This is a genomic window from Bacillus haikouensis (assembly GCF_013179555.1).
Lineage (GTDB): Bacteria > Bacillota > Bacilli > Bacillales > Bacillaceae_B > Rossellomorea > Rossellomorea haikouensis_A.
Genome location: NZ_JABMCR010000077.1, coordinates 1 through 16231, shown reverse-complemented (window position 1 = coordinate 16231; position 16231 = coordinate 1). Strand labels below are relative to the sequence as shown.

The 16231-nt window shown below is 44.9% G+C and carries 14 protein-coding genes and 3 pseudogenes; 14 read left to right on the top strand and 3 right to left on the bottom strand.

The genetic code is table 11. The features are described from left to right. The 8 genes and pseudogenes from HP456_RS25505 to dnaB form a co-directional block, all read left to right on the top strand. Positions 1-75, top strand: a pseudogene (locus tag HP456_RS25505) (single-stranded DNA-binding protein); the annotation flags it as partial. Between the two features lie 42 nt (positions 76-117). Then, entirely contained in the window at positions 118-354 is a 237-nt protein-coding gene (rpsR, locus tag HP456_RS09585; protein WP_172250399.1) for a 30S ribosomal protein S18, read from the top strand. A 421-nt stretch (positions 355-775) separates the two neighbouring features. After that, a pseudogene (locus tag HP456_RS25640) lies at positions 776-1894 on the top strand (cache domain-containing protein); the annotation flags it as partial. After that, positions 1889-2839, top strand: a complete 951-nt coding sequence (locus tag HP456_RS25635; protein WP_376766205.1) for a methyl-accepting chemotaxis protein — start codon at positions 1889-1891, stop codon at positions 2837-2839. The pseudogene HP456_RS25640 and the gene HP456_RS25635, both read left to right, overlap by 6 nt. A 243-nt stretch (positions 2840-3082) precedes the next feature. After that, the gene (locus HP456_RS09575; RefSeq protein ID WP_172250395.1) at positions 3083-4009 is read left to right on the top strand and encodes a YybS family protein; all 927 of its coding nucleotides are present in this window, start codon (positions 3083-3085) and stop codon (positions 4007-4009) included. 34 nt (positions 4010-4043) lie between these two features. Continuing rightward, on the top strand, positions 4044-6017 hold the full coding sequence (locus tag HP456_RS09570; protein ID WP_172250393.1) for a DHH family phosphoesterase: 1974 nt from the start codon (positions 4044-4046) through the stop codon (positions 6015-6017). Beyond that, positions 6014-6460, top strand: coding sequence for a 50S ribosomal protein L9 (gene rplI / locus HP456_RS09565; protein WP_172250391.1), 447 nt, complete (start codon positions 6014-6016; stop codon positions 6458-6460). Before HP456_RS09570 ends, rplI begins: the two co-directional genes overlap by 4 nt. 290 nt (positions 6461-6750) lie before the next feature. Then, positions 6751-8115, top strand: a complete 1365-nt coding sequence (gene dnaB / locus HP456_RS09560) for a replicative DNA helicase (RefSeq protein WP_172250389.1) — start codon at positions 6751-6753, stop codon at positions 8113-8115. A gap of 477 nt (positions 8116-8592) precedes the next feature. Here the strand turns inward: dnaB and HP456_RS09555 are convergent, their stop codons facing one another. Further along, positions 8593-10317, bottom strand: coding sequence for an ABC transporter ATP-binding protein (locus HP456_RS09555; RefSeq protein ID WP_172250387.1), 1725 nt, complete (start codon positions 10315-10317; stop codon positions 8593-8595). A 290-nt stretch (positions 10318-10607) separates the two neighbouring features. Between HP456_RS09555 and HP456_RS09550 the strand changes: the two genes are divergently transcribed. Beyond that, the gene (locus HP456_RS09550; protein ID WP_172250385.1) at positions 10608-11900 is read left to right on the top strand and encodes an adenylosuccinate synthase; all 1293 of its coding nucleotides are present in this window, start codon (positions 10608-10610) and stop codon (positions 11898-11900) included. Between the two features lie 59 nt (positions 11901-11959). Here the strand turns inward: HP456_RS09550 and HP456_RS09545 are convergent, their stop codons facing one another. Continuing rightward, on the bottom strand, positions 11960-13030 hold the full coding sequence (locus HP456_RS09545; RefSeq protein WP_281358000.1) for a potassium channel family protein: 1071 nt from the start codon (positions 13028-13030) through the stop codon (positions 11960-11962). A gap of 79 nt (positions 13031-13109) precedes the next feature. On the opposite strand from HP456_RS09545, the gene HP456_RS09540 reads away from it, so the two are divergent. From HP456_RS09540 to HP456_RS09525, 4 genes are read left to right on the top strand one after another with little or no spacing between them, the layout of a single operon-like run. After that, positions 13110-13574 (top strand): hypothetical protein, encoded by a 465-nt coding sequence (locus HP456_RS09540; RefSeq protein ID WP_172250403.1) that lies wholly within the window; start codon positions 13110-13112, stop codon positions 13572-13574. Then, positions 13571-13879: a hypothetical protein gene (locus HP456_RS09535; protein ID WP_172250381.1), complete on the top strand. Its 309-nt coding sequence runs from the start codon at positions 13571-13573 to the stop codon at positions 13877-13879. The genes HP456_RS09540 and HP456_RS09535 overlap by 4 nt, the downstream gene beginning before the upstream one ends. Position 13880: 1 nt before the next feature. Continuing rightward, positions 13881-15131, top strand: coding sequence for a glutathionylspermidine synthase family protein (locus tag HP456_RS09530; protein ID WP_172250401.1), 1251 nt, complete (start codon positions 13881-13883; stop codon positions 15129-15131). 15 nt (positions 15132-15146) lie between these two features. Continuing rightward, positions 15147-15560, top strand: coding sequence for a DUF350 domain-containing protein (locus HP456_RS09525; protein WP_172250379.1), 414 nt, complete (start codon positions 15147-15149; stop codon positions 15558-15560). Positions 15561-15656: 96 nt separating this feature from the next. Here the strand turns inward: HP456_RS09525 and HP456_RS09520 are convergent, their stop codons facing one another. Then, positions 15657-15869, bottom strand: a complete 213-nt coding sequence (locus HP456_RS09520) for a hypothetical protein (RefSeq protein WP_172250377.1) — start codon at positions 15867-15869, stop codon at positions 15657-15659. Positions 15870-15942: 73 nt separating this feature from the next. On the opposite strand from HP456_RS09520, the pseudogene HP456_RS24835 reads away from it, so the two are divergent. Beyond that, positions 15943-16231: pseudogene (locus tag HP456_RS24835) on the top strand (hypothetical protein); the annotation flags it as partial.

Sequence of the window (16231 nt, the reverse complement as noted above, 5' to 3'; positions counted from 1 at the left end):
ACACGTGTAGATGAGGATCCATTCGCAAATGACGGTCAGCCGATCGACATTTCTGATGATGATCTGCCATTCTAAACGAACGATACGAAAAAATTAAAATGATAGGAGGCGAATCACATGGCAGGAGGACGTAGAGGTGGACGTAGACGCCGTAAGGTATGCTACTTCACAGCAAACGGAATTACACATATCGATTTCAAAGATGTGGATCTTCTTAAGAAATTCATCTCTGAGCGTGGAAAAATTCTTCCACGTCGTGTAACTGGAACAAACGCTAAGTACCAACGTAAGTTGACTCGTGCGATCAAGCGCGCTCGTACTATGGCATTACTTCCATACGTTACTGGTGAATAAGTGAACGGTAAAAACAGCAGGGACTTTGTCTCTGCTGTTTTTTTGTATTTGAAATTTTTTGTTTGTTTTTGAGGAGAAATTACAGGAATATTAATAGTTGAAAATAAATGACCTGAAGTTGAAAAGAACTTCAATTCTCCACGCCGGTAACTTCTTTTATGACAAGAATATCAGTCAGGACTCCTTTCGTCCCCTTAAGTCTTATAATCCTTCAAATTTTACCCAAATAAACACTTATTTATCTAATTTCATTCAAAAAATCTACTTTTAGTATCTTCTCCATTTATTAGCCCGTCATTTCAATAACACCCTTATTCTTTACACCACTGAAATTCTTCATTCTTATTAAACTCTGCCAAAACATGTCGATAAAGTACAAGAGAAAAGGTTTACAATACGCAAGGAACAAGGGGGAAATAGAATGAAAAAAGAGAAAACAAAAAGGAAACGACAGAAAAATGATTCTCTTAAGTTATCTTCGATACGGGCGAAGCTGATTATGGTCTTTTCCATCTTATTTGTTGCTTCATTGGTTGCCATCATTGCGATCACGAGCTGGCAGACGAGGATGAAGACAGAGGACCAGGTCATCGGACAGACACAGGGAGTAGTGAAGGAGCTTAATAGTTCTGTACAGCTTTTTCTTGAACAGTATGAGAAAAGCCTGAATCAGTATTCTGTTTCGAATGTATTGAAGAACTATTCCATAGCACAGCTTGATCCAAAAAAAGATGCAGCACAGGATACTGAGTTGTACGCTGATATTCAGTCGGATTTCAATAACTATCTGGGTCTTTATCAAGAGGCAACGTCGGTTTATATCGCCTCCCCGAATAAGCAGCTGAAGATTGTGCCTGCAGTGGAACTGCCGGCAGACTTTGACCCGACAAGCAGGGAGTGGTATCAAAACGCGGTCGAAGCAAAGTCGGGTGTTGTGTGGAGTGAACCGTATATCGATACGGCGACGGAAGAATATATCATCACCGCTTCAAAAGCGGTTGTCTCGGACAATGCCATCATCGGGGTTATCGGAGTCGATGTGAATCTGACGAAACTGACGGACCGTGTATCGGATATGGAGCTCGGTTATGAGGGATATCCGTTCCTGTTTGGGTTAGATGGAACAGCGATTGTGCATCCGACTAATCGTGGAGAGAATTTGTCGAATCTTTCATTTATCAGGAATATGCTTGAATCAGAGGATAAGGAAGGCACCATTCACTATGAATTTGAAGGTAAAGAGAAGGTGCTTGTGTACAATACGGTTCCAAAGACGAATTGGAAAGTCGGATCCGCTTATGAAAGAGATGCCCTTTTGCAGTCCTCCAAGGAAATCGAACAGCTCTTGATCCTGACAGGAATTGTGACGCTTGTTGTTATGCTTGCGATGGTTGTGTTCGTTTCGAATAAAATGACCAAGCCGATCAAAGAGCTGCAAAAGACGGTAACGGAGGTGGCCACCGGGGATATTTCCATCCAGTCTGCAATCAGTTCAAAGGATGAAACGGGTCTACTTGCCACTGATTTAAACAAGATGATCGTCAGTATGAGAGAGACACTCACGGTCGTGCAAGATTCTGTCATGAATGTCCGCCAATCGGCAGAAAGCTTGAGTGCGGTTTCGGAGGAAACCAATGCTTCAAGTGAGGAGATGGCAACGGTTGTCAATGAAATAGCACATGGTGCCTCCCAGTCGGCAGCAGATTCTGAGAATGCCCACCAGAAATCCGAAATGCTGGGGACTCGCATCAATGAAGTATATGATAACTCGAAAGCGATGGCTGATATGGCCGGAAAAGCAGACGAGATGAACCAGAACGGTCTGCATCAAGTGAAGGAACTGGTCACGGCCTATCATTCTTCCAATGAGTATATCTCTTCAATGGAAAAGGTAATCATCAGCCTTGAGTCCAAGGTGAAAACGATCGAAACGGTCATGGAAACAATCACAGACATATCGTCTCAGACCAATCTGCTCGCACTGAATGCAAGTATCGAAGCGGCACGGGCCGGTGAGCATGGGAAAGGATTCGCGGTCGTAGCAGAGGAAGTCAGGAAGCTTGCCGATCAGTCTGTACAAGCGACAGAGCAAGTAAAGAGAACGATCAACGAAATCCAGCAGGGCTCGAATCAGGCAGTGGATGAAATGGCCAAGACAAAAGAAACTTTCGAGGTTCAATTTGGGGTCATCCAAAAGACAAATGATGTATTCGATCAAACGTCTGCCCTGATGAAAACGATGCAGGGTGAAATCGAACAGATGTATAAACAAGTCGGTCAAATCAATCTGGATAAAGATGAAGTGGTTAATGTTATCCAGTTGATGGCGGCAACGGCGGAACAAACAGCCGCTTCTTGTGAAGAAATGAATGCTTCGTCCGAAGAACAATTAAGGGCGATTCACTCTGTCACAGAAGCAGCAGAACGCCTGACTGATTTGAGCCAGGAGCTGCAAGATTCAATCCAGCGTTTTAAAATAAAATGATATAGTCAGGAAGGTGCCTCTGCATCATCCTTCTGTGTACCCGTAAGGAATACTCTTATGTGAAGGGAGTATATACTAAGGGAAAAGAAGGATGTCGTCCAGCGGCGCCTTTTTTACTTCAATCAACACAGTTCCCGATTCATCGTGCCTGCAGGAACAAGCCGTTAAGATGAAATTCATCGTTAAAATTGATATGATTGTTCTGTTATATGTTTCGTTTGAATTTAATGTTGGGAGAGTTATATGTTGAAAAATACTAGGGTTATTACGGAAGGGGCGTTAATGCTCGCCATCTTCATTGTTATGTTGTTAATGGTTTTGTATGTCCCATTTTTAGGTTCATTGGCATTTTTGGTACTTCCTCTACCGTTAATGTTATTCAGCTCCAGGAATTCACTTTTGAATTCGATTTATGTATTCCTTGGTTCATTGGCACTTAGTTTTTTTATAGGAGGACCTTTCGCGCTTCCTGTTGCCTTTGCAATCGGGTCTACCGCTATTGTTTTGGGCTTTGGCATTAAGATGAAGTGGGATAAGTTAAAAATATTTTTGTCATCTGCCTTTGCATTATTACTAAATATCGTTTTCGGTTATGTGGTTTCGATAGCTATTTTCAATATGAATTTGGTCGAAGACAGTCTAGAACAGTCGAAAGCTACATACTATTCTCTTTTCGAGCAAGTGGGACAAGAGCCTGATCAAAGGCTGATCGATAGTCTTGAAAGCTCGATCCAATTGATTCAGACACTGATGCCGACGTTATTCTTAGGGCTTGCAGCAGGAATGGCGATTGTCTTTATCTGGGTGAACTTCCCGATCCTGAAACGGCTGGGGGTGAATGTCCCGGTTTTCAAGCCGTTCAGGGAATGGATGCTTCCTAAAAGCATATTATGGTATTACCTGATTATTTTGGTTATATCCATGATTGCACAGCCGGAACAGGGCACTTATTTATATACGGCGATCATTAATGTCCTTTATGTGCTGCAGACATTGATGGCGATTCAGGGCTTATCCTTCCTATATTTTCTGGGGCATAACAAGGGCTGGTCGAAGGGGATTTTGGTATTAATTACAATCATTTCGATTCCGCTCCTTTATCTCGTGAGAATTTTAGGTATAATTGACTTAGGATTTAATCTAAGAGAACGGCTGCAACGTAAGTCATAGATTATAATAATTTTAAGTTCCAGGAGCTGAAATCATGCCATCTTATTTTAATAAGCGAATGATCCGGTACCCTTTGTACGGTCTAGCTATATTAACAGCTCTCTTGTTAGTATCGGTCGCTTTTTACAAATGGATTATTTCGTTAATCGGGTTGATTGTCTTTGGTAGTGCGTTTTATCTAGCCTTTTATTTCGAGAAAAGGTCCCACCAAGAAACAGAAGAGTATATTTCCACTTTATCTTACCGGGTAAAGCGTGTCGGCGAAGAGGCATTGATGGAAATGCCGATCGGGATCATGCTGATAAACGATGAGTACTACATAGAATGGACCAATCCTTTCCTTGCGTCGTGTTTTAATGAGGATACCGTCGTGGGGAGATCTCTTTATGACGTCGCAGAAAGTCTTGTCCCCCTTATCAAGCAGGAAGTGGACTCAGAAATCATTACCCTGAACGAAAGAAAGTATCATGTCATACTGAAGCTGAAGGAGAAGCTTCTTTATTTCTTCGATGTGACTGAACAGAAGGAAATCGAGAAGCAATTTCATGATGAACGGACGAATATTGGGATCATTTTCCTTGATAACTATGATGAATTGACGCAAGGGATGGATGACCAGACTCGCAGCAGTCTGAACAGCCTGGTGACCTCCATCTTGAATAAATGGGCAAAAGAGTACGGCGTCTTCTTAAAAAGGGTTTCTTCAGAACGATTTGTTGCGGTCATCAATGAAAAGATCCTTCAGGTTCTGGAAAAAGAGAAGTTTGGGATTCTCGACGATGTACGCGAAACGACATCAAAACAAAACGTCCCCCTTACGTTGAGCATCGGCGTCGGGACAGGTGTTTCATCCCTTCCTGAACTTGGGACACTGGCGCAGTCGAGTCTGGACCTGGCGTTGGGCCGCGGCGGTGATCAGGTTGCCATCAAGCAGACGAATGGAAAGGTGAAATTCTACGGCGGGAAAACGAACCCGATGGAGAAACGTACTCGTGTGCGGGCCCGTGTCATCTCCCATGCTTTAAGGGAAACGATGATAGAGAGCGATAAAGTCATCATCATGGGACACAGACATCCCGACATGGATGCTGTAGGGGCAGCGATCGGAATCCGCAAAGTCGCGCAGATGAATCAGCGTGAAGGCTATGTTGTTCTGAACTTCAACGAAATTGACAATGGAGTCAAGCGCCTGATGAAAGAGATCAAGAATAATTCGGATCTATACTCCCGCTTCATAACGCCGGAAGAAGCACTGGAGATGGCGACCGATGATACACTGCTTGTGATCGTCGATACTCATAAGCCGTCACTTGTCATTGAAGAAAAACTGCTGAACAAAATTGATAAGGTTGTTGTCATCGATCATCATAGACGGGGGGAAGATTTCATCAAGAACCCGCTCCTCGTCTATATGGAACCTTATGCTTCATCCACAGCAGAACTGGTAACGGAGCTGCTTGAATACCAGCCGAAACATGAGAAGATCAGCATGCTCGAAGCCACATCCCTTCTTGCCGGCATCATCGTCGATACGAAGAGCTTTACGCTTCGTACCGGTTCGAGAACATTTGATGCAGCTTCTTATTTAAGGGCGCAGGGGGCCGATACGGTCCTCGTCCAGAAGTTTCTGAAAGAAGATGTAGAGACCTATATCAAACGGGCCCGCCTCATAGAATCGGTCGAATTCTATCAGAAAGGCGTCGCGATTGCGAAAGCGGGTGAGGATGTCATTTATGACTCCGTACTGATTGCACAGGCGGCAGACACACTGCTGACAATGGATGAGGTCGTTGCTTCCTTTGTCATTTCAAAAAGGGAACCCGATACAATCGGGATTAGTGCCCGTTCACTTGGGGATGTGAACGTTCAGATCATCATGGAAAGCTTACATGGCGGCGGACACTTAACCAATGCTGCCACACAATTAAAAGACCTGTCTGTCCGTGAAGCGGAACAACAGTTAAAAGAAGCACTGAATGATTATTTTGAAGGGAGAAAAGAGACATGAAGGTAATTTTCTTACAAGATGTTAAAGGAAAAGGGAAAAAAGGTGAAGTTAAGAATGTAGCGGATGGCTATGCCCATAATTTTTTAATTAAAAAAGGTCTTGCAGTAGAAGCGACGAATGCTAATATCGGACAGCTTGAAGGCCAGAAGAAAAAACAAAAGCAGCTTGCTCAGGAAGAACTTGAAGATGCGAAGAAATTAAAAGCAACTTTAGAAGAGCTGACGGTGGAAATGAAAGCGAAATCCGGTGAAGGCGGACGTCTATTCGGTTCCATCACAAGCAAGCAAATCGCGGATGTTATGAAAAAAGAGCACTCCATCAAAGTGGACAAGCGCAAGATAGAGATGAACGACGCAATCCGTTCTTTGGGCTTTACAAATGTACCGGTGAAACTGCATACAGACGTAACGGCTACACTGAAAGTACACGTAACGGAAGAGTAATTTCCCGCAACATACGAAATTTGGTAAATTCATTTTGATAAAAACATGATAAAATGTTTATAGGTTGATAAAAATGTGATCTGGATTCTTTCCTGATCACATTTTTTCGGTAGGAAAAAAGTCAGTAGAGAATGGATTATCAAGCTGCAGCGCCTGGTCACTCGAGTCGTTTCGGTCCGTCCCTGAAGTCAAACGGTCGGTCCAACGCTTGTCGGGGCTGAACCATGCGTTTGAGCTTTTCTTATAGGAATGTGTCTTCCAACTGTTTTTCGAAATGGAGGTAATTATAGATGAATGAGATGTTACAAGAACGAATCCCGCCGCAGAATATCGAGGCGGAACAAGCCGTACTCGGGGCGATCTTCCTCGAACCGAGTGCGCTGACGACAGCTTCTGAAGGGCTGATTCCTGAAGATTTCTATCGTCACTCTCATCAGAAAATATTCAATGTCATGCTGAAATTGGGGGACGCCGGAAAAGCGGTCGACCTCATCACGGTGACAGAGGAACTGGCAGCTGCCAAGGAGCTTGAAGATGTCGGCGGGGTCGCTTATTTAAGTGAGCTTGCAGGATCGGTGCCGACTGCTGCCAATATCGAGTACTACGCACAAATTGTAGAGGAAAAGTCACTGTTGCGAAGATTGATCCGCACAGCGACTGATATTGCTTCTGACGGATATGCCCGTGAAGACGAAGTGGATGCACTGCTCGGCGAAGCGGAAAAAAGCATCATGGAAGTCGCACAGCGTAAAAATGCCGGTGCCTTCCATAACATTAAAGATGTACTTGTCCGTACCTATGATAATATTGAAACGCTCACGAATCGCAAGGGCGACGTAACAGGTATCTCAACAGGCTTTGCCGATTTGGATCATATGACGGCCGGTTTCCAGCGGAATGACCTGATCATCGTCGGTGCCCGTCCCTCAATGGGTAAAACCGCCTTCGCACTGAACATCGCGCAGAACGTAGCGGTCAAAGCGAAGGAAAACGTCGCGATCTTCAGTCTTGAAATGGGAGCAGAACAGCTGGTCATGCGTATGCTTTGTGCGGAAGGAAACATCAACGCGCAAAACCTGCGTACCGGTGAACTGACCGACGAAGACTGGAGAAAGCTTACAATGGCAATGGGGAGCTTGTCCAATGCCGGTATTTACATTGATGATACTCCCGGGATCAAAGTCGGAGAAATCCGTTCGAAATGCCGTCGTCTGGCACAGGAACACGGACTCGGCATGATCCTGATCGATTATCTTCAATTGATCCAGGGGAATGGCCGCGGAGGCGAGAACCGTCAGCAGGAGGTTTCTGAAATCTCCCGTTCATTAAAGGGACTAGCCCGTGAACTAGAGGTCCCTGTCATTGCGCTTTCCCAGCTTTCCCGTGGAGTCGAGCAGCGTCAGGACAAGCGCCCGATGATGTCCGATATCCGTGAATCCGGAAGTATCGAGCAGGATGCCGATATCGTTGCCTTCCTGTATCGTGAAGATTACTACGACCATGACGCAGAGAATAAAAACATAATCGAGATCATCATCGCCAAGCAGCGTAATGGTCCGGTAGGGAATGTTTCGCTCGCGTTCGTAAAGGAATATAATAAATTCGTCAATTTGGAGCGGCGGTTTGATGATTCCGGGGTTCCGCCCGGGGCGTAGAACGTTGGACAGGTTTGGTGAATACAGTTCCCGGCCGGCCGCATAGATTGATAGAAAGATAGTTGATGAGTTTAATGGTCCGGCTGGTTCACGGGTGAGGTTTGATAATACCGGTGCTCCGGCTTTTGTCCGGGATCGATAGTATAGACAAAAAACTCCAAGAATGCTTGGAGTTTTTTAAATTGGAGATGACTTTTTGTGCAGTAAAATGGTATGAAAATAAGAGTGTTATTAAAAATACATTTTTTTACTATTTCTTGCCTGCTGAAAGATAAAGATTTTCCTGTTCTAAAGAAAAATATGATACTTTTATTGGTTTCTTCGAAGAAGGAGCCAGGGTGTATGATCAATAATCGATTGAAGTTTTCCGTTGTAAAACTTGCTCCTGCATCGAGTCCATCAGGAATCCGTCCTGCGCGTACGGCGGCATAGAAAAATCCAAGCACCTTGTATGCTTGGATTTTTTTCTTTTCTATGCTATAAAATCGTCGCATGCTGATGGGCATGCAGTTTTGTGAAGATCCCGTCTTCAATCGATAGCAGCTCTTCATGCGTCCCATCTTCTGCGATTCCGTTCTCGGTAACGACGAGGATGCGGTCCGCTTTGCGGATGGTTGCGAGTCTGTGAGCGATGACCAGTGTCGTGCGGTCTTTCGCAAGTTCGTTCAACGCATCCTGGATGATCGCTTCTGTCTCGGTATCGAGGGCTGAAGTCGCCTCATCCAGGATCAGGATCTGAGGGTTTTTCAAAAACATCCGGGCAATCGACAGCCTCTGTTTTTGACCTCCTGATAATTTCAGGCCTCTTTCCCCGATTTGCGTGTCATAACCGTCGGATAATGAAGCAATCAGGTCGGTCAGATGAGCTCGTCTAGATGCTTCCTCGATCTCTTCCTGGGTCGCATCCAACTTACCATAGGCGATATTTTCACGCAGTGTCCCTGTAAACAGGAAGACGTCCTGCTGCACGATGCCGATCTGTGATCGAAGCGACTCCTTCGTCATATCCCTGATATCGATGCCGTCGATGGTGATCGATCCTCCCTCAATATCATAGAAACGGGGGATCAAAGAGCAGATTGTCGTTTTTCCCGCACCTGAAGGGCCGACAAATGCGACGGTCTGCCCCTGTTCAATCTTAAATGAAAGGTCATTCAGAATGGGGCGGTGAGGTTCATAGCCGAAATGCACGGCATCAAATTCGATATTACCCTTTAACGTCGGCACTTCAATTGCATCCGGACGGTTTTCGATATCCGGCTCAATATCCATCAGCTCTGTAAACCGTTTAAAGCCGGCCATCCCTTTCGGATAGAGTTCCAGTAGTGCGGAAATCTTATCGATCGGTTTGAACAGCACATTGATGTAAAGGATGAAGGCGACTAATTCCCCGTATGAAAGGGCACCTGAGAAACTAAGCCACGCTCCGTAAACAAGGATGATCAGCGTCATCAGTCGTGTAGTGATATAAATGCCCGACAAGTTCACACTCATGACATTGTATGCTTTTAATTTTGATTTACGGAAGAACTGATTGTTTTCATTAAAGCGGTCCATTTCGTATTGTTCATTGGTAAAAGATTGAACAACACGCGATCCGGAAACACTATCTTCCACCCGGCTGTTTACATCGGCGATATTGCCGTACATCTTCGTCCAGGCCTTATTCATCTTGATATTCGAATAAGAAATCAGCCAGATAAGGAATGGCACGACAATGATGGCGACAAGCGCGAGTTTCACATTGATTGTCAGCATGATCCAGAATGCCCCGATGAACGTCATGACGGCAATGAATAAATCCTCGGGCCCGTGATGGGCAAGCTCTCCGATATCCATCAGATCATTCGTCACCCGGCTCATAATATGGCCGGTCTTTGTGTTATCAAAGAAGCGGAACGACTGTCGCTGTACATGATGAAACAATTCCCGCCTCATATCGGTTTCGATATTGATACCGAGTTTATGCCCCCAGTAGTTCACAACGAACTGCATGCTCGAACTCACCAGATACAATGCGAGCAGACCCGCACTCACTGCCAGGATTGTACTCCAATTTCCTTCCGGCAGCAGTGTATCGATGAACCAGGAAACCGCCAAAGGGAATCCAAGCTCCAGCAGCCCGACAAGCACGGCACAAGCAAAGTCTATGTAAAACAGCCGCTTATGAGGACGGTAATAACTGAAAAAACGTTTAATCATAACACTCACCTCTGTATTCAATTGTATGAAAAATCCAAAATCCTTATCTAACCATATCAAAAATAAAAAATTCAGGCTATTACTTTTTTATCAACAACCCTAATACTATATCACGTTAAAGCGGTACGGGACGGGTCGATAGTCAAGTAACGTGCGGGTTGTTTTTACGAACATAAATATAAATACCTATACTAATGTTCGTGTTTTGATTGACTTTCATGCCTGCTGTTGATAAAATGAGTTTGTTTGAAAAAAGAGGGAATACTAATTCCCGTCGGAGGTGCTATAGTATGTCTTCAGTAGTAGTAGTAGGTACGCAATGGGGAGACGAAGGAAAAGGAAAGATTACTGATTTCCTTTCTGAACATGCAGAAGTAATCGCACGTTATCAAGGTGGAAATAATGCAGGTCACACAATCAAATTCGATGGTGAGACGTATAAGTTACATTTAATTCCTTCTGGTATTTTTTATAATGAAAAAATTTCGGTCATCGGAAACGGAATGGTTGTTGATCCGAAGGCATTGGTGAAAGAACTGAAATATCTTCACGATCGTGATGTTACAACGGAAAATCTCCGCATCAGCAATCGAGCGCACGTCATCCTTCCTTATCACTTGAAGCTTGACGAAGTGGAAGAAGAGCGTAAGGGTGCAAACAAGATCGGTACGACGAAAAAAGGAATCGGTCCTGCATACATGGATAAAGCAGCACGCATCGGTATCCGTATCGCTGATCTTCTGGACCGTGCCTCATTTGAAGAGAAGCTTGCACGCAACTTAGAAGAGAAGAACCGTCTTCTTGAACGCTTCTATGAAACGGAAGGGTTCAATATCGAAGACATTCTTGATGAGTACTACGAGTATGGCCAGCAAATCAAGAAGTATGTTGTCGATACATCCGTCGTTTTGAACGATGCGATCGATAACGGACGCCGCGTTCTTTTTGAAGGGGCACAAGGCGTCATGCTTGATATCGACCAGGGTACATACCCATTCGTTACATCATCGAACCCGGTAGCGGGCGGAGTGACGATTGGTTCCGGTGTCGGCCCAACGAAAATCAATCACGTTGTTGGTGTATCTAAAGCATACACGACTCGTGTAGGGGACGGTCCTTTCCCAACAGAATTGAACAATGAAATCGGAGATCAAATCCGTGAAGTCGGCCGTGAATATGGTACAACGACTGGACGCGCTCGCCGCGTCGGCTGGTTCGACAGCGTTGTCGTACGTCATGCACGCCGTGTCAGCGGACTTACTGACCTGTCCCTGAACTCAATCGACGTTTTGACAGGAATCGAGACACTCAAGATCTGTGTCGCGTACAAATACAAAGGCGAAATCATGGAAGAGTTCCCGGCAAACCTCAACATCCTGGCTGAATGTGAGCCGGTATACGAAGAGCTTCCAGGCTGGAAGGAAGACATAACAGGCTGCAAGACGCTTTCTGAGCTTCCTGAAAATGCCCGCCATTATTTAGAGCGCGTATCCCAGCTGACAGGCATCCCGCTTTCCATCTTCTCTGTCGGACCTGATCGTTCTCAAACGAATGTAGTCCGCAGTGTGTGGAGTGCACGATAATTTCTGAAAAAGAAGAAGCTGATCCCAACATAAAGCGGGTCAGCTTCTTTTTCTTCGGGTTAAACATTAGTCGTCAGTTCTTCAAATACACGGTCATGGCAGACAATATAAAGGGTATCTTCCGGATGTAGTTCCCGGTTGACGGCATCGGTGAAATCCATATTGTCATTCACCGCAAGTAAGACGGCCCCATTTTGCAAGAGCGCTTCTGAAGCGCTTTTAACGGTTTTCCACTCTGTTTTTGGCTTCAGTTCATGGATATTATTTCCGTATCGCTTGCTCATCAGCTGGCGGAATAGAGTGGTCGTTCCCGGATGGATTGTCGCTTTAGCCATTAGGAAGGAAACCGAATCGTTGGAAAGGATGAAATCCTCAACCGCTATATGTTTGAATTTTGGGATATGGCGGTCTTCGGATACCTCTACAATCGTATGGATTTCCCTCTCATACGTTTTCGACAAACCTTCAACGGCCGAAGCGATTAACAGTGTCTTGCCATCGATCAGCGACGGATCTTCTATGCGGGAATCGGAGAATATCGCTACTCTTCTGGCATCCAGTATATTCGCTCGCAATAATACCGCTTCGTCCGACGGATCCCCTTGAATATAATGAACCTGTTCATGATCAACAGGCGATTCGCTCAATGTATCAATCAGGACGATCCCGGCGTCAGGCGAATGGGCCAGTACTTCCGTAATCGCCTTTTCTGTCTTTTTCGACCAGTTCACATAAATAAAATGATCTTTCATGGTATACTCAAGCTTCCCTTCCCGTTTGTATTTTTGGAACGTGGTGAGGGCATCCACTGTTTTCGTGATCAGTACCCCGATGATTCCGATTCCGAAGATGAATAAGAAAATGCCAAGCAGACGTCCGCCTATTGTGACAGGATAATAATCGCCATAACCGACGGTCGTCAACGTAGTCATCGTCCACCAGAATCCATCAAACAATGAAGGAAATCCTTCAGGTTCTAAAAAATATATACCGAACGTACCCATTACAATAATAATAATGGATAATAGTAAGATAAAACCAAAATCCATTTTGGTTACTTGCTTAAAAAGCCTCATAAAAATGGCCATGCAACCGCTCCTTACAAAGAATTCATAGGTTAATACTACCAATAATCAAGTTGAAAATGAAACTATTCCTCTTAACATTCGTATAGATAAAAGACAAAGCAACAAATAAAGGAGAATAATGATGACAAGACCCCTGTTGGAATACCGCTTATTAAAAGGCCTGAATGGATATGAACCGATTTATCATTATCCGGATATCGAACTTGAGCAGATCCTTGCCCGCAGAGAATGTGAGTTCTTCGTTAAAGAAGGGGTCACCTATAAACAGATTTCCTCTGCAAAAGAAGGAAACCTCTTTCTTATTTATGTGGAAATATTCGAAGAAGAGCCTGTCACGGATCCATTGTTTCCGCCGGATGGTTTGATGCTCGAAATCCGTGAACTGAATTCCCGTAAAAATCATCCGATTTTGAAACAGAAAAAATATGAAGAGCATTTGGATGTTTTATGTATCATCGGATCAGTATATACCTATATAGAGGGCGCAGAGTATGAACGTGATTCTGCTGAAATCGATGAAGACCGATCGGTATATATCTTATATGTCAAAGCAACAGGAGAAAAACTGGAGGAGGAAGCAAAATGAGCAAAACGAAAAAAATGATGGCCGGAGTTGTTGCATCTGTGATGGCCATTTCCGTTACAGGCTGCGGCAATCAAGATCTCCCGCCGGAACCTACGGACACAGACTGCGATGACTGGGACTGGGACGAAGAAAGCGGCACCTACTACTGCGACGACAGCCGTTCCTCCCACTTCGGCTACTTCTGGTTTGCCGGCAGGATGTTTAAAAATAAATCTAGCCTGCGAAACTATTCTGGTTATAAATCGTATTCGAAATCCTATAAATCAGGGTTGGGAAGCGGATCGAAAGGCGGATTCGGTGGCTGATATGGATACGGTCCACCGCAATAAGAGAATCGCCTTTTATGAAGGGATACCGGAATTCTGGCATGATCTGTATGGAATGGAATACGCCCTTTTGGATGTAAAAAAGGAATCGCCTGAAGTTATTGAGTCAGTCCGTGATGCGTCAGACAAAGTCTATAAGCTCTACCGGAAAACCGCCGACTTGCTTCGGGAGCTCAGTGACGACTCCCTTCTGGAATTAGGATTTCCCGAGGAATCACTTTCCTACATACGATTCAAATCGATTCCTCAGGAATGCATCGTCGGCCGGTTTGATTTCGTCGTTCGCAGCGGTCAGGTAAAATTACTGGAGTTCAACAGTGATACACCAACCTTTATCAAAGAGCTTTTTCATGTGAATGGGAAAGTATGCGGCTGCTTTTCTTGTGACGATCCCAATGCCGGTCATGAAGAACAGCTGGGTCTTGAGCTTCGCCGTGCCCTGCTTGCTTCATGGCGTTCACTGGAGCGTGAAGGCTCGCCTAAGATCGTATTTTCTTCGCACAGTGATCACGAAGAGGATTATTTGACGACCAAGTATCTTCAATCGTTAGCGGGTGTTCATTCTGAATTTGTCAGTCTGGATCGGCTTCAGATCCGGACGGGGAGTGAAGCCGGCGTCTATACTCCATCAGGGGAGCGGATCGATGTCCTGTACCGTCCGACGTACCCAGTCGAGCACTTGGTGGATGACGTTGATCCGGATACCGGTGAAAAAGTCGGCCAGGATTTGATCGAGCTTATGCTGGCCGGAAAATTCGCCATTCTGAACCCTCCATCTGCTTTTTTGATGCAGTCCAAAGGGGTGCAGGCCCTGATTTGGGGGCTGCATGAGTCAGGGAGTGAGTTCTATACAAAAGAAGAGCACGAATGGATTTCAGCGTTCTTTTTACCGACCTATTTAGATGCGGAAGTTTTTGAGAAACGCGGGGCAACCTATGTCCAGAAACCGGCGTTCGGCCGTGAAGGGGACACTGTCCGCGTGATCGAAGCATCCGGCAGGGTCGTGATGAAGGATGCGAAAGAAACCTACAAAGAATCATTGCCTGTCTATCAAGAGTTCATCGAGCTGCCACAGGTCAGGATCCGCACCGATGAAGGACCGAAACCAGCAAGCCTGATGATCGGCAGCTTCGTCATAAACGGTTTGCCGAGCGCGATCGGGTACCGCGCAGGAAACGCCATTACAGATAACGAATCATATTTCCTTCCGATTGGTTATGAGGAAGATTAAAAAGGAGAGAAACATATGCAAATCATTACAAGTGAAGCACTAATCAGCTTTCTGGCCCACGTCGGCACCGGCCTGGGACTCATGATCCTCGGCGTCATCGTATTCGCATTCACAACGAAATTCTCGGAAGCCACACTCATCCGCGAAGGCAACATCGCAGTCGCTTTGAAGCTGTGGGGAAAAGCTATCGGCCTCGCGATCGTTATATATACGGTGTGGTCCAACAGCGTAAATCTGTTAGATGCATTCGTATGGGGGCTAATCGGAATTGCCACCCAGGTCATCGCCTATTGGATCATCGAATACGTCCTGACACCAAAGACGAATCTCGCCAAAAAAGTCGAAGAAGGCAATGTAGCCATCGGCTTCAGCCTGTTTTCCGTTTCGATCGTCGTCGGTCTGGTTGTGGCAGCTAGTTTGACTTATTAGGGTATTGGTTGAGACTGCAGCCTGGTCACCTGGTAGTGGTGATGGGGCTGTGGTTTTTTTGTGGAGGTTGAGAGGATTGGAGTGGTGAAATGAACCTTAAAGAACGACTTGTCCCGGAAATAATATTAAAACTGCACGCAATACTAGAACGGCTGCCCGGAAAAATGAAAAAGTAATCATAATGAGCAATGACTTCAAGCAGGCTATAATGGAGAAAAATCGATCGACTTCTACTAACATTTCCTCTCTAATGAACACTACTACATCCTTCATGACCTCAGAATTTCTATCAATAATCATTTCTTTCAAATAGATACCCTTATTCTCACAAAAAAAATATCTTAATTTTAGAGTATGAAGAATTTAGCAGGTGTAATTGACTTTGATGATGATTTTAATCAAACTGTACAAACTAAAAACGGAGCAAAAAGCATTCCCAGATCCTCTCTTTCAAATTAACCGCCAAGAAACTATGCTGCGGGAATGGATGGATTCGCACCAACTTCCTATCCTTCCGATTCACGGATTAGTTGTCATGAGCAACGTCCTCTCCATAATCAGGTCAAATCATGAACAATACACTCAAAAGATAATCCGCTGCTCCACGACCCTCTCTCAAAAAATAATTGAACTAGAAGAATACTATCAAGATAACAACGAAATACAAGTCA